The 25413-nt window shown below is 72.9% G+C and carries 17 protein-coding genes; 8 read left to right on the plus strand and 9 right to left on the minus strand.

The window, feature by feature from the left end; translation table 11 throughout:
* Positions 1–113: 113 nt before the first annotated feature.
* From D1350_RS20480 to D1350_RS20495, 4 genes are all read left to right on the plus strand, one after another.
* Positions 114–5525: an InlB B-repeat-containing protein gene (locus D1350_RS20480; protein ID WP_125777901.1), complete on the plus strand. Its 5412-nt coding sequence runs from the start codon at positions 114–116 to the stop codon at positions 5523–5525.
* 107 nt (positions 5526–5632) lie between these two features.
* A complete protein-coding gene (locus tag D1350_RS20485; RefSeq protein WP_125777902.1) occupies positions 5633–6622 on the plus strand; it encodes an alpha/beta hydrolase in 990 nt (329 codons plus the stop codon).
* Between the two features lie 184 nt (positions 6623–6806).
* Positions 6807–7079, plus strand: coding sequence for a hypothetical protein (locus D1350_RS20490; protein WP_125777903.1), 273 nt, complete (start codon positions 6807–6809; stop codon positions 7077–7079).
* A 144-nt stretch (positions 7080–7223) separates the two neighbouring features.
* On the plus strand, positions 7224–8711 hold the full coding sequence (locus tag D1350_RS20495) for a M1 family metallopeptidase (RefSeq protein ID WP_240644247.1): 1488 nt from the start codon (positions 7224–7226) through the stop codon (positions 8709–8711).
* 26 nt (positions 8712–8737) lie between these two features.
* Here D1350_RS20495 and D1350_RS20500 read toward each other — a convergent pair whose 3' ends face one another.
* The 6 genes from D1350_RS20500 to D1350_RS20525 form a co-directional block, all read right to left on the minus strand.
* Positions 8738–9790: a dipeptidase gene (locus D1350_RS20500; protein ID WP_125777905.1), complete on the minus strand. Its 1053-nt coding sequence runs from the start codon at positions 9788–9790 to the stop codon at positions 8738–8740.
* A gap of 10 nt (positions 9791–9800) precedes the next feature.
* Complete coding sequence (locus D1350_RS20505) at positions 9801–10175, minus strand: RNA-binding S4 domain-containing protein (RefSeq protein ID WP_125777906.1); 375 nt, start codon at positions 10173–10175, stop codon at positions 9801–9803.
* Between the two features lie 71 nt (positions 10176–10246).
* Positions 10247–12655 (minus strand): beta-xylosidase/alpha-l-arabinosidase, encoded by a 2409-nt coding sequence (locus tag D1350_RS20510; protein WP_125777907.1) that lies wholly within the window; start codon positions 12653–12655, stop codon positions 10247–10249.
* A 29-nt stretch (positions 12656–12684) separates the two neighbouring features.
* A complete protein-coding gene (locus D1350_RS20515) occupies positions 12685–13572 on the minus strand; it encodes a carbohydrate ABC transporter permease (RefSeq protein WP_125777908.1) in 888 nt (295 codons plus the stop codon).
* Positions 13569–14627 (minus strand): carbohydrate ABC transporter permease, encoded by a 1059-nt coding sequence (locus D1350_RS20520; protein WP_420807830.1) that lies wholly within the window; start codon positions 14625–14627, stop codon positions 13569–13571. Before D1350_RS20520 ends, D1350_RS20515 begins: the two co-directional genes overlap by 4 nt.
* Positions 14628–14632: 5 nt before the next feature.
* Positions 14633–15940 carry an ABC transporter substrate-binding protein gene (locus D1350_RS20525; protein ID WP_125777910.1) on the minus strand — a complete coding sequence of 436 codons (1308 nt, stop codon included), beginning with the start codon at positions 15938–15940 and terminating at the stop codon, positions 14633–14635.
* Between the two features lie 334 nt (positions 15941–16274).
* On the opposite strand from D1350_RS20525, the gene D1350_RS20530 reads away from it, so the two are divergent.
* Both D1350_RS20530 and D1350_RS20535 read left to right on the plus strand, forming a co-directional pair.
* Positions 16275–17264, plus strand: coding sequence for a LacI family DNA-binding transcriptional regulator (locus D1350_RS20530; RefSeq protein WP_125777942.1), 990 nt, complete (start codon positions 16275–16277; stop codon positions 17262–17264).
* Positions 17265–17372: 108 nt separating this feature from the next.
* Complete coding sequence (locus D1350_RS20535; RefSeq protein WP_125777911.1) at positions 17373–18503, plus strand: GNAT family N-acetyltransferase; 1131 nt, start codon at positions 17373–17375, stop codon at positions 18501–18503.
* Between the two features lie 79 nt (positions 18504–18582).
* On the opposite strand, the gene D1350_RS20540 is transcribed toward D1350_RS20535, so the two are convergent.
* Positions 18583–20082: a M81 family metallopeptidase gene (locus D1350_RS20540; RefSeq protein ID WP_206074618.1), complete on the minus strand. Its 1500-nt coding sequence runs from the start codon at positions 20080–20082 to the stop codon at positions 18583–18585.
* Positions 20083–20200: 118 nt separating this feature from the next.
* Positions 20201–21415 (minus strand): phosphotransferase, encoded by a 1215-nt coding sequence (locus D1350_RS20545; RefSeq protein ID WP_125777912.1) that lies wholly within the window; start codon positions 21413–21415, stop codon positions 20201–20203.
* Positions 21416–21545: 130 nt separating this feature from the next.
* Between D1350_RS20545 and pgi the strand changes: the two genes are divergently transcribed.
* Positions 21546–23255, plus strand: a complete 1710-nt coding sequence (gene pgi, locus D1350_RS20550; protein ID WP_125777913.1) for a glucose-6-phosphate isomerase — start codon at positions 21546–21548, stop codon at positions 23253–23255.
* Positions 23256–23366: 111 nt separating this feature from the next.
* Here pgi and D1350_RS20555 read toward each other — a convergent pair whose 3' ends face one another.
* Entirely contained in the window at positions 23367–24143 is a 777-nt protein-coding gene (locus D1350_RS20555; protein ID WP_206074619.1) for a copper homeostasis protein CutC, read from the minus strand.
* Positions 24144–24220: 77 nt separating this feature from the next.
* Between D1350_RS20555 and D1350_RS20560 the strand changes: the two genes are divergently transcribed.
* Positions 24221–25405, plus strand: a complete 1185-nt coding sequence (locus D1350_RS20560) for a PrsW family intramembrane metalloprotease (RefSeq protein WP_125777914.1) — start codon at positions 24221–24223, stop codon at positions 25403–25405.
* The last annotated feature ends 8 nt before the right edge of the window (positions 25406–25413 follow it).

The raw sequence follows: 25413 nt of genomic DNA on the forward strand, positions 1-25413 counted from the left end.
CCTCGAATGTCCCGTGCTGCTTGACAAGTGCCACCGTCGAATGTGGCGCCATGGGGGCTTCCATCGGGGCACAATCGAGCACCGACCCCCTTGCGTCAGCTGGGGGCATTGTCATGCACACCATGAAGCACGGGCGCACCCGCGCCCGGAAGGACTGGGGAAGGAGGCTGCTGGGCGCGTGTCTGGCAGCCACCCTCTCGACGACGGCCGGCGGGCTCACCTTGGGGGCCGCCACGGCCGACGAGGCGTCCGACGGCGCAGCCGTCGTCGAGCCGATGACGGAGAGCCTCACCGCAGAGGACTCCACCACCACCCAGGAATCCACGACCGAAGAGGCTCCCGTAGAGCCCGCCCAGGAACCGGCCCCAGAACCGGCACCTGAGCCCGCGCCCGCCGAGGAGCCCGCGCCCGCGCCACCGGCCGTCGTCGAACCCGAGCCCGCGCCTGAACCAGGTCCCGTACCTGTAGACCCGGCGGCGCCCGCCGAGAAGAAGGCCGCCGTCGAGCAGGCAGAGGAGCCTGCACCGGCAGAGGAGCCCGCAGCGGCCGCCGCGCCGATCGTCCCGATGATCGACGTCCCGGGCCCCGGCCCGTCGGCCGGGAACATCACGAACCCGATCTTCCGCGCGGCCCACCCGGACACCTACACGACGGCGAACCCCGGTTCGGCGGACAGCTCGAGCGTCCAGACGCAGCTCACCGCGAACTCGCAGAACAGGTTCTTCGAGTGCGGCGACACGATCGTCTACTTCCAGATCATCCCGGTCAGCAGCACGGCGCCGACGGGCGAGTCGACGTTCACCGTCGAGACGCGGTTCGACACCACGTTCGGCGCCAACGACCAGGTGGGGATCACCCAGGTGACTGCCTTCCTCGCGTTCGGTGACTCCGGGTACGTCAGCGACGGCGAGGAGGCCATCGCGGGCACGTTCGCCTCCGGCACCTACTCCGACGGCCAGATCGCGCTGATCAGCACGGTCACCGACGTCGAGGCGGGCGAGACGATCGTGGTCGAATACCACGCGACCCTCACCTGCGGGAATCCGCCGGGATCCATCTCGGGCAACCTTCACGCGGCGAACCACGGCATCGTCGTCACCCAGAGCACCGGGACGACGTCGAACACCGGCAACGGCCTCCAGACCGTGCCGCTCTTCGCGAACGCCGTCCTCGTCACCACCGTGCCGGTGAACCCCACGGTCACGCAGGCGACGTGCGTCGGCGGCCAGCTGACAGCACCGACCCTCACTTTGCCGCCGAACGGCGCAGGCATCACCTATTCCGTCAGCCCCGCGGGCCCGTACACCGCCGGCCAGCCGGTCACGGTCACCGCGACGATCACGGGAACCGGCTTCACCTGGGGCGACCTGCCCGCGGGCTGGGTGGTCGCCTCCCCCACCGTCGCCACCTTCGCTGTGACGTTCGACCAGGTCTCCTGCGTCGAGACGACGCCGGACAACCCGACCGTCACCCAGGCCGTCTGTGCCGACGGCGTGCTCACACCCCCGACCCTGACCCTCCCGCCGGACGGCGACGGCATCACCTACACGGCCGACCCCGCCGGCCCGTACACCGCGGGCCAGTCCGTCACCGTGACGGCCACCCTGTCCGACGGGTTCTTCTGGGGTGCCATGCCCCCGGGATGGACCCAGGGCTCTTCCACCGTCGCCACCTTCGCGGTGACCTTCGAGGACGTGTCCTGCGTCGAGACCACGCCCGTGGACCCGACCGTCACCCAGGCCGTCTGTGTGGGTGGCCAGCTCACGCCGCCGGCCCTGACCCTCCCGCCCAACGGCGACGGCATCACCTACACGGCCGACCCCGCCGGCCCGTACACCGCAGGCCAGTCCGTCACCGTGACAGCGACCCTGGCCGACGGCTACACCTGGGGCACCATGCCCACAGGCTGGACCGAGGCGTCCCCGACGAGCGCCACGTTCGCGGTGACGTTCGACGACGTCGCGTGCATCGAGGTCGCTCCGGCGGGGCCGACCGTCACCCAGGCCGTCTGCGTCGCGGGCGAGCTCACCGCGCCGTCGCTCGCGCTCGCCACCACCGAGGGCGTCACCTACACGGTGGACGTCGAGGGGCCGTACGCCCCCGGTGACACCGTCACCGTGACGGCCACCCTCGCCGCCGGCTACGCCTGGGGTGCCATGCCCGAGGGCTGGACCGAGATCTCTCCGACAGAAGCCACCTTCGAGGTCACCTTCGACGAGGTGGCGTGCACCGAGGTCATGCCGGTCCCGCCGACAGTGACCGAAGCCGTCTGCGTCGACGGCGCGCTGACCGCTCCGACGATCGCGCTCGCCACCACCGAGGGCGTCACCTACACCGTCAGCGCCGAGGGCCCCTACGCCGGCGGCCAGGCGGTCACCGTGACGGCCACCCTCACCGACGGCTTCGCCTGGGGCGCCATGCCCGAGGGCTGGACCGAGGTCTCCCCGACCGTTGCCACGTTCGGGGTCACCTTCGCCGTGGTGGCCTGCATCGAGGCGGTCCCGGCCGCGCCCACGGTCACCCAGGCCGTCTGCGTCGCGGGCGAGCTCACCGCGCCGACGATCGCGCTCGCCACCACCGAGGGCATCGCGTACACCGTCGCCCCCGAGGGGCCCTACGCCCCCGGTGACACCGTCACGGTGACCGCCACCCTCGCCGACGGCTATGCCTGGGGCGAGCTGCCCACGGGCTGGGCCGAGGTCTCGCTCACCGTCGCCACGTTCGAGGTCACCTTCGCCGTGGTGGTGTGCGTCGAGGCGGTGCCGGTCCCACCGACAGTGACCGAAGCGGTCTGCGTCGACGGCGCCGTCACAGCCCCCACGATCGCGCTCGCCACGACGGAGGGCGTCACCTACACCGTCGCCCCCGGAGGTCCCTACGTGGCGGGCCAGTCGGTCACCGTCACGGCCACCCTCGCCGACGGCTTCGCCTGGGGCGAGATGCCCGCAGGCTGGGTCGAGGTCTCCCCGACCGTCGCCACCTACGCGGTGACGTTCGCGCAGGTGGCCTGCGTCGAGGTCGTCCCGGCCGCACCGATGGTCACCCAGGCCGTCTGCGTGGGCGGCGAGCTCACCGCACCGACGCTCGTACTCGCCATGACGTCGGGCATCGCCTACTCCGTGGTCGAGGGGCCGTACGCCCCCGGGCAGACGGTCACCGTCACGGCGACCCTCTCCAACGGCTACGCCTGGGGCGACCTGCCTACCGGCTGGGTCGAGGTCTCCCTGACGGAGGCCACGTTCCAGGTGACGTTCGACGAGGTCGCGTGCGCCGAGGTCATGCCGGCCGCGCCGACGGTCACCCAGGCCGTCTGCGTGAGCGGCGAGCTCACCGCACCCACCCTCGCGCTCGCCACGACCACGGGCGTCACCTACACCGTGAGTGACGCCGGCCCGTACGCCGCCGGCGGCTCGGTCACCGTGACCGCCACGCTCGCCGACGGCTTCGCCTGGGGCGTCATGCCCGCGGGCTGGACCGAGGTCTCCCCGACGGTCGCCACCTTCGAGGTGATGTTCGACGACGTCGCCTGTGTCGACGTCGTACCCGTCGCGCCGACCCTCACGCAGGCTGTCTGCGTGGGCGGCGTCGTGACGGCACCTACCCTCGGTCTCGCCACGACCGAGGGCGTCACCTACACCGTCGCCCCCGAGGGGCCCTACGTCGCGGGCCAGTCGGTGACCGTCACGGCCACCCTCGCCGACGGCTTCGCCTGGGGCGTCCTGCCCGAGGGCTGGATGGAGGTCTCCCCGACCGTCGCCACCTACGCGGTGACGTTCGCGCAGGTGGCCTGCATCGATGCGGTCCCGGCCGCGCCCACGGTCACCCAGGCCGTGTGTGTCGCGGGCGAGCTCACCGCACCCACCCTCGCGCTCGCCACGACCGAGGGCATCACCTACACCGTCAGCGTCGAGGGTCCCTACGCCCCCGGACAGACGGTCACGGTCACCGCGACACTGGCCGACAGCTTCGGCTGGGGCACCCTGCCCACGGGCTGGGTCCAGGTCTCGCCGACGGTCGCCACGTTCGACCTGACGTTCGCCACGGTCGCCTGCGCCGAGGTCATGCCCGCCCCGCCGACGGTCACCCAGGCCGTCTGCGTCGACGGCGCGGTGACGGCACCCACCCTGGTGCTCGCCACCACCGAGGGCGTCACCTACACGGTCGACGTCGAGGGCCCGTACGCCGCCGGTGACACGGTCGTCGTGACGGCCACCCTCGCCGACGGCTTCGCCTGGGGCGTCATGCCCGCAGGCTGGACCGAGGTCTCCCCGACGGTCGCCACCTTCGAGGTGGTGTTCGACGACGTGGCGTGCATCGAGATCGCGCCCGTCTCGCCGGTCCTCGCGCAGGCTGTCTGCGTAGGCGGCACCGTCACCCCGTCCACCCTGGTGGTCGCGGTCACCGCGGGCATCACCTACACGGTGGAGCCGGAGGGCCCGTACGCCGCCGGTGACACGGTCGTCGTCACGGCCACCCTCGCCGACGGCTTCGCCTGGGGCATCCTGCCTGCGGGCTGGACCGAGGTCTCTCTCACGGTTGCCACGTTCGAGGTCACCTTCGACGAGGTCGAGTGCGCCGAGGTCATGCCCGCCCCGCCGACGGTCACCCAGGCCGTCTGCGTCGCGGGCGAGCTCACTGCACCCACCCTGGTGCTCGCCACGACCGAGGGCATCACCTACACCGTCAGTGCCGAGGGGCCGTACGCCCCCGGACAGACGGTCACGGTCACCGCCACCCTGGCCGACGGCTTCGCCTGGGGCGAGCTGCCCGACGGCTGGACCGAGGTCTCTCTCACGGTCGCCACGTTCGAGGTCACCTTCGACGAGGTCGAGTGCGCCGAGGTCATGCCCGTTGCGCCCACGGTCACCCAGGCCGTCTGCGTCGACGGCGCGGTGACGGCACCCACCCTGGTGCTCGCCACCACCGAGGGCGTCACCTACACGGTCGACGTCGAGGGCCCGTACGCCGCCGGTGACACCGTCGTCGTGACGGCCACCCTGGCCGACGGCTTCGCCTGGGGCGTCATGCCCGCGGGCTGGTCCGAGGCCTCCCCGACGGTCGCCACCTTCGAGGTGGTGTTCGACGACGTCGAGTGCCTCCCGACCTCACCTGCGGTCCCGAGCGTGACCCCGTCGCAGTGCGTCGACGGCAAGGTCACGAAGCAGGTCCTGACGGTGGCGCCCACCCCGGGCATCACCTACACCGCCAGCCCTGACGGCCCCTACCAGGCACGGCAGTCCGTGACGATCACCGCGACCCTCATGGACGGCTACGCCTGGGGCACGCTCCCGGCCGGCTGGACCACCCACTCGCCCACAGCGACCTACGTGGTCACCTTCGGCGCCGACGCGGTCTGCCCCGTGGCAGCCAAGCCTCCGGCACCCAAGCCCCCGGTGGTCGCCAGGCCCCCGCTGCCCGTGACGGGCGCCAACGGCACCGAAGGCCTCATCGGCCTCGCCGCCCTCGGCCTCCTCACCGGCCTCGGCCTGCTCACCTGGGCACGACGACACGGCCAGCCCGACTGACCGCGCCGCACACCGAGGGGGTCGACCGGTAACCACCGGACGGCCCCCTCGACCACGCCCGGGACCGGATAGGGTACTGCGGTCCGACCACACGCGAAGGAGCGTCGATGCCCGCCGTCCCCCGCCCCCCGTTCGACCCCGAGCTTGCCGACTTCCTCACCGCGGCGCTGGAGGTGTTCCCCGGGCTGCAGGAGCCCCTGCTGCCCGAGCAGATCCCGGCCCAGCGCGCGGCGTCGGCCCCGACCCCCGTCGACCAGGTCCTCGCGGGGCGCGCCGTCGAGCTCACGGACCACGTGGTGCCCGGCTACGAGGGCGGTGAGATCGTGATCTCGGTGGTGCGCCCGACGGACCCCGCCGCCCGCACGGACCGGGACGCCCCGGCCCCCGCCGTCTACTCGATCCACGGCGGCGGGATGGTCACGGGGAGCAGGCTCGGCGGGCTGGCCGAGCTGGCCGACTGGGCCGAGCGGTACGGGGCGGTGTGCGCCACCGTGGACTACCGGCTGGCGCCCGAGCACCCGGACCCGGTCCCGGTCGAGGACTGCTACGCGGGCCTCGTGTGGTTCGCCGCGCAGGCCGCCGGGCTGGGCTTCGACCCGGACCGCCTGATGGTGTCCGGGGGCAGCGCGGGCGGCGGACTCGCCGCGGGCACGACGCTCCTCGCGCGCGACCGCCAGGGACCGGCGGTGGCCGCGCAGCTGCTCGTGTGCCCGATGCTCGACGACCGGGACGCCACCGTCTCGACCCTGCAGTTCGACGGCGTGGGCGTGTGGGACCGCGTGAGCAACCGCACCGGCTGGGGCGCGCTCCTCGGCCACCGCTACGGCACCGACGACGTGTCGCCCTACGCCGCACCGATCCGCGCCACGGACCTGAGCGGCCTCCCGCCCACCTTCGTCGACGTGGGCTCCGCCGAGGTGTTCCGCGACGAGGCCGTGGCCTACGCGTCGGCCATCTGGGCCGCGGGCGGGGACTGCGAGCTGCACGTCTGGCCGGGCGGTTACCACGCCTTCGACGCGCTCGTCCCGGACGCCGCGGTGTCGCGCGCGGCACGTGCCGTGCGTGAGGCGTGGGTGGCGCGCCACCTGACGGCCTGACCAGGGGTCGAACCTCCGGTGGCGTCACACCGACACATCGTGGGCTCAGGCTGCGTTACGGCCCGTCGTGCGGTAGACAAGTCGTCACAGCCGGGACACGCACAGGGGGTGCGCGCCCGGCGTTGACGTCGTCAGCCGGCACCTGGGTGGCCGGCTCGGGGCACCGACCACAGGGGAGTCGACCATGGCAAGCGTCCGGGGCAGCTCGTTGTCGATCGCACTTCTCACCGCGCTCCTGGATCCGGAGGAGGACGGGCTGCGGTCGCCGCTCGTCCAGGACCTCCTCCGCGAGGCGCTCACGACGCGGGACGACGCCCGGGACGTGATGGTCGCCCTGCTGGCGTCCTCCGGCTCGATGCTGCGTCAGATCAGCCACCACAACGAGCAGACGCCGCTCGAGTCGCTCCAGAAGGTGGCGCTGGGCTTCCAGAAGAAGGTCGTCGAGCTCGGCTCCTGACAGCGGCTCCTGACGGCGGCTCCTGACAGCGGCGCGGCGGTAGCCCGGGGAAACATGACGCGCCTACAGTGACGCGCATCACGATTCCGAGCGGGAGGGTGCGCGATGCACAGGAGAGCGCTGACAAGGAAGACCGTCACAAAGGTGACAGCCCTGCTGGCGGCGGGAGCCGTCGTCGGGCCGCTCGCGGCCGGGACCGCGGCCGTTGCCGCGCCCGGACAGCCGGGCCCGCGCTACACGGCCGGGGCCGAGGGCGCCGGCGACCCGTACTTCCCTGCCTCCGGCAACGGCGGGTTCGACGTCCAGCACTACGACCTCGACCTCACGTTCACCCCGCCCGGCCCGGCTCCGGCCCCGCTGGAGGGCACCCTCGACGCGACGGCCACCATCACCCTGACCGCCACGCAGGACCTCGACCGGTTCCAGCTCGACCTCCGCGGCCTCGCCGCCACGAGCGTCTCGGTCGACGGCCGGCCCGCGGCCGCCGTCGGGCAGCCTGAGGAGGGCGCCGCGGTGGAGGGCGCCGCCTTCTGGCAGGTGTCCGACGACGGAGCGCGCCGCTGGGAGCTGGTGGTCCAGCCGCGGCCCAAGATCACGAAGGGCCAGACCGTCGAGGTCGTCGTCGCGTACGGCGGCACCACGACCCGGCCGGAGGACGTCGAGGAGGCCCTGTACGGCTGGGTGACGATGCGCGACGGCGCCCTCGTGGCGAGCGAGCCCGACGGCTCCATGACCTGGTTCCCGGTGAGCGACCATCCCACGGACAAGGCCACGTACTCCTTCGAGATCACCGTGCCCGAGGGCAAGGTGGCCGTCGCGAACGGGCTGCCCGTGGGCGAGCCGGTCACGACCGACGGCTGGACCACCTGGGTGTGGGACGCGCCCGACCCGATGGCGTCGTACCTGGCGACGGCGAGCGTGGGCGACTTCGAGATCCTGCCTGTGGCGTACAGCGCGTCGGGCGTGCCGGTCCTCGACTACGTGGACCGCGACCTCTCGCCGACGCGCCGGGCCACCACCGACGCCAGCCTCGCGCTGCAGCCGCAGATGATCGACTTCTTCGAGTCCCTGTTCGGGCCGTTCCCGTTCGTGTCCGCCGGGGCGATCGTGGACGACGACTCGGTGGGCTATGCCCTCGAGACGCAGACCCGGGCGGTGTACTCGGGCTCGGCCGGTCAGGGCACGGTGGCCCACGAGACCGCCCACCAGTGGTTCGGGAACTCCGTGAGCCCCGAGCGCTGGCAGGACATCTGGCTCAACGAGGGCTGGGCCACCTACGCCACCTGGCTGTGGACGGAGCACCGGGGCGGGGCCACGACCCAGGCGCAGTTCGACACCTGGTACGCGCCGGCGCGCACGCCGTCGTACTGGGCCCTCCCGATCGGCGACCCCGGACCGCTGGGGCTCTTCGCCGGTCAGGTCTACAACCGCGGCGCCGGCACGCTCCACGCGCTGCGGCTCGAGGTGGGCGACGAGGCGTTCTTCGCCGGCGCGCGGCTCTGGCTCGAGCGCTACGCCGGCTCGGCCGCGACGGCTGAGGACTTCCAGGCCGTGTACGAGGAGGCGTCGGGCCAGGACCTCGACGGCTTCTTCGACGCGTGGCTCTACGGACCGGTGAAGCCGGCCCTCTGACGGCAGGTGCGCGCGAGGGGGCGGCGTCAGGCCGACGCCGCCTCCTCCGCCGCCCGCAGGACCCGCAGCGCGTTCCCGCTCGCCAGCTTCCCCAGGTCCGCGTCGGACCACCCCCGCTCCGCGAGGGCCGCCAGGAGCCGCGGGTAGCCCGTCACGTCCTCGAGCCCGTCCGGGAGCACGGGCGTGCCGTCGTAGTCGCCGCCGAGCCCCACGTGGTCCACGCCGGCCGCCTCGCGCACGTGCTCCACGTGCGCCGCGACGTCGTCGAGCGTCACGCGGGGCCGGGGACCCTGCTGCCCCGCGTCGCGCCACGCCGCCACCTTCTCCGAGACGAACTGCGGCACGAACGTCACCATGCACACGCCGCCGTTCGCGCCCAGGGCGGCCAGGACGTCGTCGGGCACGTTGCGCGGGACGTCGCAGACCGCCCGGGCCGACGAGTGGGAGAAGATCACCGGTGCGGACGTGACCCGCAGCGCGTGGCGCATCGTGCCCGCCGACGTGTGGGAGAGGTCCACGAGCATCCCCAGCCGGTTCATCTCCCGCACCACGTCCTCGCCGAACGGCGAGAGGCCGCCGAGCACCTCGGCGTCGGTGCCGGAGTCGGCCCAGGGCACGTTGTCGTTGTGCGTGAGCGTCAGGTAACGCACGCCGAGCGTGTAGAGCATCCGCAGCACGCCCAGCGACGCGTCGATCGAGTGGCCGCCCTCGGCGCCCATCAGCGACGCGATGCGGCCGGAGGCCCAGGCGGCCTCGACGTCGTCGGCCGTCCGGGCGAGCGCCAGCTGGTCCGGGTAGCGCTCCACCATCCGGTGCACGGCGTCCACCTGCTCGAGGGTGGCGGTGACCGCCGCGCCGCCGGCGAGCGTCGCGGGCACGAACACCGACCAGAACTGCGCGCCCACTCCCCCGGCGCGCAGGCGCGGGAGGTCGGTGTGCGTGGTCGGGACCGGCCCGGCGATGTCCATCGCGTCGAAGTCGTACGCGGCCTGCTCGCGCAGCTCCCACGGCAGGTCGTTGTGGCCGTCCCAGACGGGGTGCGTCGCGAGGAGGGCCTGGATGCGCTCGGCGGTCGTCATGCGGGGAACCCTAGGCCTCCGGGGGTGGTCCGTCCCGGCCGCGGAGCCGGTCGATCTCGCGGCGCTCCCGCTTGGTGGGGCGACCCGTGCCGCGGTCGCGGAGACCCACGGCCTCCCGCTCTGCCCGCGTGGGCACCGGCGGGCTGAAGTCCTTGTACGCCTTGGCGGCGATCGGTGCCCCCACGCGCTTGGGGATCAGCTCGGCGACCTCGACCACCCGGTCGCGCAGCGGCTCGCGCCAGGTCACGCGGTCGCCCACCACCACGGTGGTGGCCGGCTTGGCGGGGACGCCGTTGATCCGGACCTTGCCGGTGCGGCAGAGGTCGGCGGCGACCGAACGGCTCTTGGTCAGCCGCACTGCCCACAACCACAGGTCGATGCGCATCGCCCCATTGTCCCCCGGGAAAAGCGCCGAGGTAGCCCCCCGAAGCGGGGGGCTACCTCGGCGGCGCTACGTCAGGACAGCTTGGTCGTCACCCAGCGCGGGTCCGCCGTGGTCACACGGTGCACCTCGCCCGTGATCCGCACGGTCGCGCGGGCCGACGCCGGGGACTCGCCCTGGCCGTCCGTGCCACCGTGGGGCTCGTCCAGGTCGGCGATGCCCTCGGCGACCACCTTGAGGACGTTGTCCGCGGCGTGGGCTCCCACCCACACCTCGACGTCGCCGGGCTCCACGACCCGCGTGAGCGTGCGGTCCGAGAAGGCCAGGCGCGTGGTCGGGACCTCGAACGTGACCGTCGCGGCCTCGCCCGGCGCCAGGTCCACCCGGCGGTAGCCGAGCAGCTGGACGGTCGGACGAGCGATCGAGCCCACCACGTCGCGCCCGTAGAGCTGCACCACGTCGGAGCCGGGCACGGCACCCGAGTTGGTGACGCGGACGGAGGCACGGAACGTGCCGCCGGCGGCCACCTCCGGGTCCACCACGAGCTCGTCGTGCGTGAACGTGGTGTACGACAGGCCGAAGCCGAACGGCCGCAGCGGCGTGGAGTCCGTCGACGTGACCTCGGACGGGCCCCCGAGGATCGGGTGCAGGTACGAGTACGGCTGCGACCCTGTGGACCGGGGCAGCGAGACCGGCAGGCGGCCCGAGGGGTTGACCCGGCCCGTGATGACGCCGGCGAGGGCGGTCCCACCCTCCTCGCCCGGGAAGAACGCCTGGAGCACGGCGCCCGGCTTCGCCTGGTCGCCGTCGAGCGCCCAGCCGATCGAGTAGGGGCGGCCGGTGAGGAGCACCATGACCACCGGGGTCCCGGTGGCGGCGACCTCCTCGACGAGCCGGCGCTGGACGCCCGGCAGCTCGAGCGACTCGCTGTCGTTGCCCTCGCCCACGGTGCCCCGGCCGAAGAGGCCCGCCTGGTCACCGACGACGACGACCGCCACGTCGGCGGCCGAGGCAGCCGCCACGGCCTCCGCGAAGCCGGAGGTGTCGTCGCCCTCGACGTCGCAGCCCTGCGCGAAGGTGACCTCCGCGTCGGACAGCTCCCCGCGGAGCGCCTCGGCGACCGAGGGGATCTCGAAGCCCAGGGGGAACTCGGGGTGGTGCGCCAGCACGTGGTTGGCGAACGAGTAGCAGCCCATGAGGGCTTCCGAGCGGTCCGCGTTCGGGCCGATCAGGGCCACCCGTGCGGGCGCGCCGCTCAGCGAGCCGAGCGGCAGGACGCCGTCGTTCGACAGCAGCACGACCGACTCCTCGGCGAGGCGCCGGGCGATCTCGCGGTGCCGTGGCGAGTCGAGGTCGATCGTCGCGGGCGGCTCGCCCTCGAAAGCGTCCTCGTCCAGGAGGCCGAGATCCTCCTTCTGGGCCAGGGCACGCAGCACGGCCCGGTCCACGTACGCCTCGTCGAGCTCGCCGGAGCGCACCTTCTCGGCCAGCGGCTCCAGGAACGCGTCGCCCGAGGGGAGCTCGATGTCGAGACCCGCCGTCAGCGCCGCGGCCGCGGCGCCACCACGGTCCGCGGCGATCGCGTGCATGACCGTCAGGAAGGCGACGCCGAAGTAGTCGGCGACCACGACGCCGTCGAACCCCCACTGCTCCCGGAGGACGCCCGTGAGGTACTCCTCCGAGGAGTGCAGCGGGACGCCGTCGACATCGATGTACGAGGCCATGACGGACCGGACGTTGCCGTCCAGGACCGCCATCTCGAACGGCGGCAGGAACGTGTCCGCGATCTCCCGCGGGCCGGCGTTGACCGGCGCGTGGTTGCGGCCCGCCCGCGAGCCCGAGTAGCCCACGAAGTGCTTGAGCGTGGCGTGCACGCCCGAGCTCTGCAGGCCCCGTACGTACGACGTGCCGACCGTGCCCACCAGGTACGGGTCCTCGGCGATGCACTCGTCGACCCGGCCCCAGCGCGCGTCGCGGATCACGTCGAGCACCGGCGCGAGGCCCTGGTGGATGCCCAGCTCGCGCATCGACTCACCGATGAGCGCACCCATCTCCTCGACCAGCGCGGGGTCGAACGACGCACCCCAGGCGAGCGGCGTCGGGAACGTCGCCGCCTTCCACGCCGCCAGGCCCGTGAGGCACTCCTCATGGACCAGCGCCGGGATGCCGAGGCGCGTCTCCCGCTTGAGACGACGCTGCTCGGCCCACAGCCACGCGGCGCGCTCGACCGGCTCGACGGGCCGCGTGCCGTAGACGCGCGTGTAGTGCCCCAGCCCGTGGGCGGTGATCTCGGGCAGCTTGCCGGAGTCCTTCCGGCCGGCCGCCATCTCCCCCTGCATGGGTGCCACGACGTCGCCGCCCTGGTCGAGCCAGTAGCCGACGATCTGCGCCAGCTTCTCCTCGAGGGTCATCTGCGCGTGCAGAGCCCGTACGCGCTCGGACACCTGAGGCATCGCGGGCAGCGTGACATCGAGATCCGTCATCGGGACCGTGTCCTCTCTGTTGAACCGGGTCAGCCCTTGACGGCGCCCTGGAGACCGTTGACGATCCGCTTCTGCATGGCGAGGAAGAAGATCAGCGCCGGGATCATCGCGAGGGTCGTGAAGGCGAACACGCCGGCAGTGTCCGACGAGTGCTCCGAGGAGAAGTCGGCCACGCCCAGCGGGAGGGTCTTGTTCTCGCCCTGCAGCAGGAGCAGCGGCAGCAGGTAGGCGTTCCACGAGCCCACGAACGCCAGCACCCCGACCGTGACCATGCCCGGGCCCGAGAGCGGGAGCAGGATCCGCCAGAAGAAGCCGATCCGCGACGCGCCGTCGAGCAGCGCCGCCTCCTCGAGCTCCTTGGGGATCGCCATGAGGAACGGTCGCAGGATGATCACCGTGGTGGGCAGCGCGAACGCGGCCTGCGGCAGGGCGACGCCCAGCCAGGTGTTGCCCAGCCCGAAGTTCTGGGTGATCAGGATGAACAGCGGGACGATGGCCACGGCGGCCGGGAACAGCAGGCCCAGCACGAAGACCATGTACAGCGCCTCGCGGCCCTTGAACTCGTAGCGGGCCAGCGGGTACGCGGCCATCGTGCCGAAGACGACCACGGCTGCCGTGGTGATCATCGCGACAGCCACCGAGTTCCACGTGTACTGCCAGAAGGCCGGGTTGGCCAGCACGCCCAGGTAGTTGTCGAGCACCCACGGGCTGGGCAGGCCGGCCGGCGTCGCGGCCAGCTGGGCGTTGGTGCGGAAACCGCCCAGGACGCCGTAGATGACCGGGCCGAGCGTGACGGCCACCACGACCAGCGCGATGCCGTAGATGAGGGGGCTACCGCCCCGGAAGGAGTCGGAGGACGACTTGCGACGCCGCACGTGGGGGGCAATCGAGAGGTCCGACGTCGGTGCGACGCTCATCGCTTCACCTTCTTCCGGTTCTTCCGGTCGTTGTCGGGCTGGACGTCACGGCGCAGGATGAAGACCTGGTAGAAGACGGCCATGACCAGGGCGATCACGAAGAGGATCACGGACGCGGCCCCGGCGATGCCGAAGTTCGACGCCTTGGTGCCCTGGCTGATGAGGAAGGTCGCCATGGTGGTCGTGGCGTTGGCAGGGCCACCGCCGGTGAGGATCCACACCATGTCGAAGAGCTGGAGTGCGCCGATCATCGAGAGGAAGGCCCACGTCCGCAGGGTCGGGCCGAGCAGCGGGATCGTGATGTTGCGCTGCACCTGCCACCACGACGCACCGTCCAGCTGGGCCGCCTCGTAGAGCTCGTCGGGCACGCCCTGCAGGCCGGCGAGGAAGAGGATCACGGCGAGGCCGAGGTACTTCCAGGTCAGCACAGCGATGACGGTCCCCATCGCGATCGAGGGGTCCCCGAGGAAGCCCTGCTCCGGGGGCGTGAGGCCCACGGACTTCAGGAGCGCGTCCACCATGCCGTACTTGGGGAGCAGCAGCTGGGCCCACACGACACCCGCGATGACCTCGGCGAGCACGTACGGCACGAAGATGATCGTGCGGAGCAGGCCCTGGCCCCACATCTTGCGGTTGAGCAGCAGCGCGATGCCGAGGCCCAGCGGCAGCTGGATCACCACGGACATGATGACCACGATGAAGTTGTGCCCGACAGCCTCGATGAAGTACGGGTTGCTGAGCACCGCGGTGTAGTTGTCGATGCCCACGAAGTTCGTGAGGGGCCCGAAGCCCTTCCACTTGTACATCGAGAGCTGGATGGCCGTGAGGATCGGCCACACCACGAACAGGAAGAACAACACCAGTGCGGGCGTCACGAAGACCGCGATCTCGAGCGCCTTGCGGCGGTCGGGTCCCTTGCGCCTGATCGGTCCGGCGCCGCGCCGTCCGCCCCGCACCGGCGCCGCCGGCAGCGCGAAGGCGCTGCCGGCGGCGTGGCGGGAGGACGTCGCAGGCGAGGCGTTCCGCGCCCGGCGGGCGCGCGCTCCGTCTGCCACGTCGATCACTCCGACTGAGCCGCGGTCTGGACCGCAGTGACGATGTCCTGCGGACCCTTCTGACCGGCGAACACGAGGGCGATCTCGTCGTTCATCGGCTGGCCCACGGACTGGCCCAGACGCGTGTCGAGGTAGAGCTGCACCGAGGTCGACGTGTTACGGACCTTGAGCAGCTCGGCCAGCGCGGCGTCGGACAGGGAGTCGGCAGCGGCCGGGTTGGTCGGCAGACCCATGTCCAGCTCGGCGAAGCCCACCTGGACCTCGTCGCTCAGGAGGTACTTGGCGAAGTCCACGGCAGCGTCGGGGGCGCTGGTCGAGACGGACCACGCGTCACCGCCACCCATCATCGTCGTCGGGTCGCCGCCCTGACCGTCGAAGGTCGGGTACGCGAACCAGCTGAGGAAGCTCGGGACCTTGCCGTCCTCGGTGAGGCCACCAGCCACACCAGGCTCCCAGTGGCCGGCCAGCTCCATGCCGACCTTGCCGGTCGCGAGCAGGCCGGAGGCCGACGTCGGGCCCTCCTGCGCCTTGGTGGCGAGGAAGCCGGCGTTGAACGGCTGGTGGTTGACGATGTCGACCAGGTGCTCGCCCGCCGTGACGAAGCACGGGTCGGAGTAGTCCTTGCTCTCGATCGCGGCCTCGATCGTGTCGTTCGGGCACTCGCGGATCACGTTGTAGTACCAGTAGTGGGCCGCGGGCCACTTGTCGCCGGCGCCGACGGCTGCGGGCTCGATGCCGGCCGCCTTCAGCTTGTCGACCCAGCCGTACCACTCCTCGATCGTCGGGTTCGAGGTCACGTCCGTGATCCCGGCCTGCTCGAAGAGGTCCTTGTTGTACCAGAAGCCCACGACGCCCATGGTGTAGGGAAGCGCGTAGACCTTGCCGTCCACCTCGTACTGCTCGGTGTAGGCGCTGATCTTGCCGATCTCGTCCGCGGCCGCGTCGGTGAGGTCGCGGACCAGGCCGGCCTCGACCTCGTTCTTGAGCTCGCCGCCACCCCGGCTCATGTACACGTCGGGGATCTCGTCCGCGTTACCGGACTGGAGGGCCGCCTGCAGCTTGGTGAGCATGTCCTCGTGCTGCATCGCCTGGAGCTCGACCTTGACGCCGGTCTCGGCCTCGAAGTCGGCGGCGACCTTGTCGTAGTACTCCTTGCCCTCGCCGGTGTTCGAGTTGTGCCACCACGTAATGGTGTCGGCGTCGGCGTTCTCACCTGCGTCGGTGGGTCCGCCCGAGCCCGCACAAGCGGCTGCGAAGAGCGCGACGGTCGCGCCGAGCGCGATGGCTGCGGTGCCTCGCTTCATCCTGGTCATCGTGAAACCCCTTGGTCGTCGTCGACGGGTCGACAGTTTCGGATGCTGTCGAGTACGACAGTGGCAGGTGACCCTGTGAGGAGTCAAACGTTTGCGATAACGTTTTCGCAACGTCGTCTACCACACCATCGCCAACCGCTACCCAAGGTACTGTCTGACTGTGCAGAGTGCGGGAGACACTCCCGAGCCCACCGTGGGGCTCGGGGCAGGTGCGACAAAGGATCTGGCGACCACGACGCCGTCGGACAGCAGCGCGGTGTCCGGGACCCGGCTCACGCCCGAGCCGCGCTCAGCGGCGCGCACGGACGGCGTCGACCGCCCTGGGCGAGTCACGATCACCGACGTGGCGCGCGTGGCCGGAGTCTCGGTCGCGACGGTGTCGAAGGTGGTCAACGGCAGGTATGGCGTTGCCGCGTCGACGGCGGAGCGCGTGCTGGAGGTCGTGGAGGACCTCGGGTACGAGTCCTCGCTCGTCGCGCGCTCGCTGCGCAGGCGGCGCACCAACGTGATCGGCGTGCTGGTCGCCGAGTTCGAGCCCTTCAGCACCGAGCTCCTCAAGGGCATCTCGGCAGCGATCGAGGGCACGGGCTACGAGCTGCTCGCCTACTCGGGCGGCAGCACCGCCGGCGCCGACCGCGTCGGCTGGGAGCGCCGCTCCGTGTCGCGCCTCGGCGGCACGCTCATCGACGGTGCCGTCATCGTCACGCCCACGGTGGTCGCCCCGGTGCACGACGGCGTCCCCGTGGTCGCCATCGACCCGCACACGGGCCCGTCCGGCGCGCCGACCGTCGACTCCGACAGCCTCGAGGGCGCCCGGACCGCCACCGAGTACCTCATCGGCCTGGGCCACACCCGCATCGCCTACCTCGGCGGACGCCCCGACCTGGAGTCGGCCCGCCTGCGCGAGCTCGGGTTCCGAGAGGCCATGTCCGCGCACGGTCTCGCCGTCGACCCGGACCTCGTCCGGGTGGGTGGCTACCGCCCCGACCGCGCCGACGCGCCCGCGCACGAGCTCCTCGACCGCGAGGACCGGCCCACCGCCGTCTTCGCGGCCAACGACCTCTCCGCGATCCGCATGATCGAGGTGGCGCACGAGATGGGCCTCCGCGTACCGCAGGACCTGTCCGTCATCGGTTACGACAACGTTCCCGAGTCGGCCACCTGCACGCCGCCGCTCACCACGATCGCCCAGCCGCTGCACCAGATGGGCGCCGAGGCGCTGCGGATGCTCATCGACCTCCTCGACGGCTCGGAGCGGGAACAGCACCTCCGCCTGCCCACCAGCCTGGTGGAGCGGGCGTCCTGCGCCCCGCCTGCCGCCTGAGGCCAGAGAACGCCTGAGGCGCGAAAAGAGGTGGCCGACCCGGCGACGGCCGGGGAGGGTGGGGGCATGACCTCCCCCGCGCAAGGCGTACCACGGCATGGTGAACTCGTGACCGCGCGGGTCCGCGTGCTGCGTGTCCCTGTCCCCGCCGGCGACGACCCGCTCGCCTCCCCCGAGGCCTGGGCCGTGCACGGGTCGGTCCTCGTGGACCGGGCCGTCGAGCTCGACGGGCTGGGCTACGACGACCTCGCGCTCGACGCCCGGACCATCCTCACCACGATGGTCGAGGAGCAGGAGCACAAACGGGTGCTGCGGTACGTCGCGGTGGCCGACGGCGGCACGGACGGCTCCGCAGCGCCGTCGCCGGAGTCCGTGGTGGGCCGGGCGGTCGTGGGGCTGCCGATGCGGAGCAACCCGCACCTGGCTCTGGCGCACGTCCGTGTGCTGCCCGGCTGGCGTCGCCAGGGCGTCGGCACGGCACTCTGGGAGGCGTGCCTCGCTGACCTCCGTGCGGCGGGCCGCACGGTGGTGGTCGGTGACGCCGACCTGGGCGGCGCCGAACCGCCGCCAGGGCCGGACGCCCTCGTGCCGCCCACCGGCAGCGGCCGCTTCCCCCGCTCGGACCCGGGTGCCCAGTTCGCGCTGCGGCAGGGTTTCGTGCTCGAGCAGGTGGACCGGCACTCACACCTGCCGGTCCCTGTCCCGGCCGGGCGCCTGGACCCGTTGCGCGCGGGCGCCCGCGCCGCGGCGTCGGGGTACCGGGTGCACGTGTGGTGCGACGAGGTGCCCGAGGAGCGTCTGGCCGGTCTGGCGACGCTGTACACCCGGATGTCCACCGACGCCCCCAACGCCGGCCTCGAGATCGAGGAAGACCCCTGGGACGCCGACCGGGTCCGCGACAAGCACCGGGCGATGCTGGCCGGCGGCAGCCGGTTCGTCCTCGCCGCGGCCGAGCACGAGGAGTCAGACACGCTGGCCGGGTTCTCGTGCGTGTCGTTCTCGGAGGACCGGCCGGAGGTGGTCTTCCAGGACGACACCCTCGTGCTCCGCGAGCACCGCGGGCACCGGCTCGGGCTGCTCGTGAAGGTCGCCGTCCTCGACGAGCTGTCGCGTGCGAACCCCGCCGCGCGGCGCGTCCACACGTGGAACGCCCAGGAGAACGACCACATGCTCGCGATCAACGTCGCGCTGGGTTTCGCCCCGGCGGGCGTGCAGAGCGAGTGGCAGCTCCACCTCTGATCCCCGGGGCCGGCCGGTGCGCACGGGCACCTGGCCGGCCCCGGCCTCTTCCGGGCCCGCCCGGCACGGTGAGGGCTCCTCAGAGCAGCGCGGCCCGCAGGTCAGGCTCCTCGTCGAAGGCGTCGAACGGGTACACGGGCCGCGCGAGGTTCTTGTGGCCCAGGCGCAGCAGGTCCTGGTCCACGCCGCCGGGGGTGAGCATGAGCATCCAGTCCTCGGCCAGGTCGTAGAGCTCGGGCTCCAGGTAGCCGATCTTCACCACCACCACGTCCGTGCCCCGAGGGTCCAGCCCGATCGACGTGAAGTCCGACTCCGAGTGGTACGGCTTGCGCCGCTCGGTGAGGATCACGCGCAGACCGCCCACCGCGATCACCGCCACGATCCCGCCCACCGGGTCGTCGGTGCGCACATGTTCCACGACGCCCCGGAGGGTGACCGGGCCGTGCGGGCCGTCGTCGACCCTCGCCCCGGCCTCCACCTCGACGGTGGCGCCGGGTCCGGCGGCGGCGACCCGGGCGGCGGCCCCGGCGTCGGGCAAGGACGCGTAGATCGCGGTGCGCCCGCCCGCCTCGGGGGGCGCGGCGAAGGCCGGCTCGTCGAGGAGCCGGGCGAGCGTCCAGGTGACGTCGCCCGCGCCGCCCGCCGTGGGGTTGTCGCCCGAGTCGGACAGGAGGAAGGGCCGGGCGTCGCTCGCGAGCGCCACGGCCACGCACTCGTCGTAGGAGCCGGCGGGCGCCACGAAGGCGAAGTCGTCGCGCGCGTCCCAGTAGCGGCGCGCAAGGCGCTCGGCCTCGCGGGAGATGACGGCCTCGTCGTCGCCGGTCACGACCACGGCGGCCCGGCAGCGGGGCTCGTCCGCCCAGGCGTAGCCCACCCAGACGGCGGCATCGAGGACGCCGTCGAGCGCCTCGACACGGGGCACCTCCGCGTAGATGCCCTTCGCGGGCTCGAGGCGCGTGCTGGTCTTCTCCCCCGGCAGGAGCACGGGGACGCTCACCCACGCCTTGTGCGGGCGGCCGGGCGGCACGCCGTCCGGGCCGGGCGTGAGGCGTGCGACCAGGTTGGCGGCGGCCCGCTCGCGCGACTCGTCGGCGTCCTCGTGCGGGGCCATGCGGTAGCAGGTGAGGAGGTCGCTCGCCGCGGCGAGCTCCCGCGACACGTTCCCGTGCAGGTCCATCGAGGTGGAGAGCAGGCACCCCGGGCCGACGACGGCACGCACCTCCGCGACCAGGTCCGCCTCCACGTCGGTGTACCCGAGCACCGTCATGGCGCCGTGGAGGTCGAGGAAGACGCCGTCGAACGGGCCCTCCGCGTCGAGGACCGTCAGGATCTCGGTGCGGACGCCCTCGTACACGTCGGCAGGGACGGCGCCGCCGGGCAGCGCGCCCGCTCTCAGCACCCCCACCCACTCCGCGGTCCGCCGGAGGGGTGCGCCGTCCCAGAGGAACGGATAACGCCGCACCAGCTCGTTGCCGCGGAGCAGGGTGAACGCCTCCCAGCCCGACCGGTGCGGGGAGAACGTGCTGGACTCGATGGCCATGCCGCAGATCGCGATCCGCGGTCGGGGTGTGGACGTCACGCCGCCACCCTAGGGGGGTGAGATGACGTCGAGGTGTCGGCCTGGGAAGTGAACGCGCCAGACTGCTTCCAGGTCCGCGAAGCGGTCCGTGGGCGACCCTGGAAGCAGTCTGGCGCGTTCACCAGCCGTTCCTAGCGAGCCAGCCCGCGACCGCGTCCAGGCGGCGCGACGTCGCCGCCTGCCAGCCCGGCGCCCGGACCCGGTGCGGGCCTGTGGCCAGGGAGAGGAGCACGCCGGCGACCCGCACGGCGAGGTCCCGCGGGTCGACGGCGGACGCGAACCCCTCCGCGTACGCGCGGGCCAGGACGCGCTGCCGAAAGGGGTCGAACCCCTCCACGTGGGCGAGCACGTCGAGGTGCGCCACGAGGCAGGCCAGGTCGTCGCCCTGGTGGCCCGGGCCGGCGGTGTCGACGTCGAGCAGGCCGGTGATGCGTCCGGCGGGGTCGAGCAGGACCTGGGCCTCGTAGAGGTCACCGTGGGTGGGCTCGGTCCCGGCCGCGCGGCCCGAGGCGGCGAGCCGCTCCCGGATCCCGCCCGCGAGGTCGGCCGCACGCCCCGCCTCCGCGGGCATCGCGGCGCCGATCACCCGCGCGTAGTGGCGCGTCGACTCGCTCCACGCCCGCCGCCGCGGCAGTCCAGCCACGGCGTCCGGGAGCCGACCCAGGAGGTCCAGCACGTCCTGGGGGGCGGGGAGCTCCCCGCCGTCGCGCAGGGCCGTGCGCATGCCGGTGCCGTCGAGCGCGGAGAGGACCAGCAGGCCGTCGTCGTCCCGGCGGAGCGGGGCCGGGACGAGGAGGCCTGCGCCGCTCAGCATGGCGTGGCGGGCGTGCAGGTCGGGCAGCCGGTCCGGCGGCACCACCTTGAGGAACACCCGGGCCGACGGGGTCCGCACCTCCACCACCGCCCGCCGGGTCGGGCGGTACGCGCGCACGCGGAGCTCGGGGCGGTCGCGGCCTCCGCGACTGCCGCGGCTGCCGGCCTCCGCCAGGAGGTCGGTAGCGAACGCCGGGTCGAAGGCCCGGCGGAGGGCGGGCAGCGCGGGATCGTCGGGGAAGGTCCAGACGGCGACCCGCGCGTCGCCGTCGGGCACCGTGAGGACGCCCGGGGCGCCGTGGTCCTGCGGGCGGCCGGCGCTGGCGCCGAACGTCGTGGTCCGCACCGCGCCGTCGCGGAGCACGCTCGCCCGGTACGCCACGGTGGTGGTCGCGGACGCTGGCCGGTGGTCCACCTGGCGCACCTGCCAGTCGACCAGCTCGCCGCCCGCGGCCGTCGCGGCCACGGCCAGGAGGCCGCGCGCACGGTCACCGGTCAGAAGGTCCAGGTGCGCGCTCACGCGACCATCCTTGCAGCGCAGACCCGTCCGGACGTGTCCCGCGTGATCGACGCGACAGCGCGGCCGACGCCCCGGGTCACTAGGTTGGGGTGCGGACGTATCCACCCGACCGGAAGCGCAGGACGCCCCGATGAGTACCTCCCCCGTCGACGCCACGACCACCACCGCGTGGGCTGACCTCGGCAAGCAGTCCGAGACCCTCGAGCCCGACCTCCGGCGCTGGTTCGCCACCGATCCCGGACGCGCCCAGCGGTTCGCCTTCCAGGCGGCCGACCTGTACGTGGACCTCTCCAAGAACCTGGTCACCGACGAGGTGCTGGCGTCCCTGGTGGCCCTCGCCGAGCAGGTAGGAGTGGCCGAGCGCCGCGACGCCATGCTCGCCGGGGAGCACATCAACGTCACCGAGGACCGTGCGGTGCTGCACACGGCGCTCCGGCGCCCGGCGGGCACCACCCCGGCGCTGGTCGTGGACGGGCAGGACATCGACTCCGACGTCCAGGCCGAGCTCCGGAAGATGTACGCGTTCGCCGACAAGGTGCGGTCCGGCGAGTGGGCGGGCGTCACCGGCTCGCAGGTGCGGACCGTGGTCAACATCGGGATCGGCGGCTCCGACCTGGGGCCCGTCATGGCCTACGAGGCGCTCGAGCCGTACGTCGCCGAGGGTCTCGAGGTCCGGTTCGTCTCGAACATCGACCCCACCGACGTCGCCCAGAAGACCGCCGACCTCGACCCCACCACCACGCTGTTCATCGTGGCGTCCAAGACCTTCGGCACCCTGGAGACCCTGACCAACGCACGGCTCGCCCGCGACTGGCTGCTCCGCTCGCTCGTCGCCGCCGGCGCGATCGAGGACACCGAGGACGGCCGCCGCGACGCCGTCGCGAAGCACTTCGTGGCCGTGTCCACCGCGCTCGACAAGGTGGCGGCGTTCGGCATCGACCCCGAGAACGCGTTCGGCTTCTGGGACTGGGTGGGGGGCCGGTACTCGATGGACTCCACCATCGGGACGTCGCTCGCCATCGCGATCGGGCCGGAGCGGTTCGCCGAGCTGCTCGCGGGCTTCCGGGCCATGGACGAGCACTTCGCGACGGCGCCGCTCGCCAAGAACGTGCCGGTCCTGATGGGCCTGCTCAACGTGTGGAACACGAACTTCCGGGGCGCGCACACGCACGCCGTGCTGCCCTACGCGCAGCAGCTGCACCGCTTCCCCGCGTACCTGCAGCAGCTCACGATGGAGTCCAACGGCAAGTCGGTGCGCTGGGACGGCACACCCGTCACCACCGAGACGGGCGAGGTCTTCTGGGGCGAGCCCGGGACCAACGGCCAGCACGCGTTCTACCAGCTCATCCACCAGGGCACACGCCTGATCCCGGCCGACTTCATCGCCGTGGCCCAGCCCGCGTACCCCCTGGCGGACAACGTGGGAGACGGCGGGGCCGTCGAGGCCGGCGCCGACGTGCACGGGCTGTTCCTCGCCAACTTCTTCGCGCAGACCAAGGCGCTGGCCTTCGGCAAGACGGCCGACGAGGTGCGCGCGGAGGGCACGGCGGAGGAGCTGGTCTCCGCCCGCGTGTTCTCCGGCAACCGGCCGACGACGTCGATCCTCGCGCCCGCCCTGACGCCGTCGGTGCTGGGGCAGCTGGTGGCCCTCTACGAGCACATCACCTTCGTGCAGGGCGTGGTCTGGGGCATCGACTCGTTCGACCAGTGGGGCGTGGAGCTCGGCAAGAAGCTCGCGCTCGAGGTCGCCCCGGCCGTGGCGGGCGACGACGCCGCGCTCGCCGCACAGGACGCGTCCACGGCCGCGCTGATCACGAAGTACCGCGAGCTGCGGGGCTGACCTGCCGCCAGCCAGGCGCCGAGATAGTGCCTCCGTCGGACGAAGGCACTATCCCGGCGTTCGTCTCCCGCCGGGGTAGTGACCTCGTCGGACGAAGGCACTATCTCGGCGTCACCGCGTGAGGGCGAGTGCCAGCGCCTCCGCCGCGGCCCGCGCCACCGGCTCGTCCGTGACTTCGTAGCCGCCGTCTCCCCCGCCGCCGGGACCGCCGTCGTCCGTGACGGTGCGCTTCGCGGACAGGTGCACGGCGTGCACGCCCACCGCGACCAGCGCGCCGACGTCGTCGGGGCGCACGCCGCCGCCCGCCATGACCTGCACGCCCAGCTCGCGCCCGCGGGACGCGAGGGCGGCGAGCCGGTCCAGCCCGTCGACGGCGCGGGGCGCGCCCCCCGACGTGAGCACCCGGGTCACACCGAGGCCGGCCAGCACGTCCAGCACGGCGACCGGGTCGGCGACCGTGTCGATCGCCCGGTGGAAGGTGACCTCGGCGTCGGACCGGGCGGCGCGGGCGGCGTCGACCAGCAGGCGTACCGTCGCCACGTCCACGGCCCCCGAGGGCAGCAGCGCGCCGACGACGACCCCCGCGGCGCCCGCCGCGACCGCCGCACGGACGTCGCGGGCCTGCACCGTCGCCTCGACGGAGTCGTAGACGAAGCCGCCCGGCCGCGGGCGGACCAGCACGTGCACGCCGACGGCGGATCCTGGCCCGAGCGCGTCCAGCGTGGCCTCGAGGAGCCCGGCCGACGGCGTGATCCCGCCCGTCGCGCCCAGCGCGGCGCACAGCTCCACCCGGAGGGCGCCGACGCCGGCCGCGACCAGCGCCCCGGCGGGGTCCTGCACGGCGAGCTCCAGGGCGACAGAAGATGCGACAGAAGGTTCGTGAGGCACGGGCGCCAGCGTAGTTGCGCGCCGACACGATGTGGCTCGCCGGGACGGCCGCACCAACGATCCGTAATATCCCGCCCATGGCTGTTATCGATCCCAACGCGATCCTTCAAGGCCGGTCCCCGGGCCGGCCGCCTGTCGGGGTGATCGTCGGGATCGCGGTCTCGTCGCTCTGCCTGCTCGTCTCGCTCGGCTACGCGGCGGTGACGGGCGGCGCGCCGTTCGTCGCCGGGCTGATCCTCGCGCTCCTGCCCCTGGGGCTGTGGCTCCCCCTGGTGCTCGCCCTCGACCGGCTGGAGCCGGAGCCGCCGAACGCGCTGGTCCTGGCGTTCCTGTGGGGTGCCGGCGTGGCGACCCTCGTCGCGGCCGTGCTCAACACGCTCGGGCTCATGCTCGTCACCACGTCGCTGTCCCCGGAGGAGGGCTGGTACGTCACCGCCACCTTCGAGGCGCCGTTCGTCGAGGAGATCCTCAAGGGGCTGGTGCTGTTCGGCATGCTGTGGTTCCGCCGGCACGAGCTCAACGGTCCCACCGACGGCGTGATCTACGCGGCCATGGTGGGCCTCGGGTTCGCCGCCGTCGAGAACGTCACGTACTTCATCTCGGCCGTGGAGGCCGACCTCCTGGGCTACACGTTCCTCATGCGCGGCGTGCTGTCCCCGCTCCTCCACCCCCTGTGCACGGCGATGACCGGCCTGGGTGTCACTGCCGCGGCCCTCGCGCCGCGCGGGAGCGTGAAGCGCTGGGCCGCACCCCTCGGCGGGCTCGCCGGGGCGATCGCCCTCCACATGCTGTGGAACGGGTCAACCCGGTGGGGCTACGCCGGTCTGTCGTTCGCGTACCTCGTCGGGCTGTGCGTGCTCATCGGCGTCTCGGTGGCGCTGGTCCGGGACCGGCGGCGCACCGTCGGGCTGGTGACGCACCACCTCACGGCGTACCTGCCGAGCGGACTGGTCACGCCCGCCGACCTCACCATGCTCTCCACGCTCCGCAGCCGGCGGCTGGCCCGCACGTGGGCGCAGTCCGTGGGCGGCACGGGGGCGGCGCGCGCGATGCGGGACTACCAGCACGGCGCCACCGAGCTCGCGATGCTGCACGAGCGGGTGGCCCGGGGAGCGGAGGACCCCGTCGTCGGCGAGCCGCAGCGGCAGGCGCTCCTCATGCTCATGCAGGTGGCCCGGCAGGCCTTCCTGATCCGGCAGCCGCACCCGCCGGCAGCGCCGTGGTCGGCGGGCGGGGCGACGGGCTTCTCGCCGGCGGGCTGAGGCGCGCC

The organism is Antribacter gilvus, from assembly GCF_003946865.1.
GTDB classification, from domain to species: Bacteria; Actinomycetota; Actinomycetes; order Actinomycetales; family Cellulomonadaceae; genus Antribacter; species Antribacter gilvus.

Coding starts and splice junctions, on each gene's coding strand:
- D1350_RS20480 (WP_125777901.1), top strand. CDS start 114: ATGCACACCATGAAGCACGGGCGCACCCGCGCCCGGAAGGACTGGGGA.
- D1350_RS20505 (WP_125777906.1), bottom strand. CDS start 10,175: ATGCGCATCGACCTGTGGTTGTGGGCAGTGCGGCTGACCAAGAGCCGT.
- D1350_RS20525 (WP_125777910.1), bottom strand. CDS start 15,940: ATGACCAGGATGAAGCGAGGCACCGCAGCCATCGCGCTCGGCGCGACC.
- D1350_RS20500 (WP_125777905.1), bottom strand. CDS start 9,790: ATGACGACCGCCGAGCGCATCCAGGCCCTCCTCGCGACGCACCCCGTC.
- pgi (WP_125777913.1), top strand. CDS start 21,546: ATGAGTACCTCCCCCGTCGACGCCACGACCACCACCGCGTGGGCTGAC.
- D1350_RS20490 (WP_125777903.1), top strand. CDS start 6,807: ATGGCAAGCGTCCGGGGCAGCTCGTTGTCGATCGCACTTCTCACCGCG.
- D1350_RS20510 (WP_125777907.1), bottom strand. CDS start 12,655: ATGACGGATCTCGATGTCACGCTGCCCGCGATGCCTCAGGTGTCCGAG.
- D1350_RS20515 (WP_125777908.1), bottom strand. CDS start 13,572: ATGAGCGTCGCACCGACGTCGGACCTCTCGATTGCCCCCCACGTGCGG.
- D1350_RS20485 (WP_125777902.1), top strand. CDS start 5,633: ATGCCCGCCGTCCCCCGCCCCCCGTTCGACCCCGAGCTTGCCGACTTC.
- D1350_RS20560 (WP_125777914.1), top strand. CDS start 24,221: ATGGCTGTTATCGATCCCAACGCGATCCTTCAAGGCCGGTCCCCGGGC.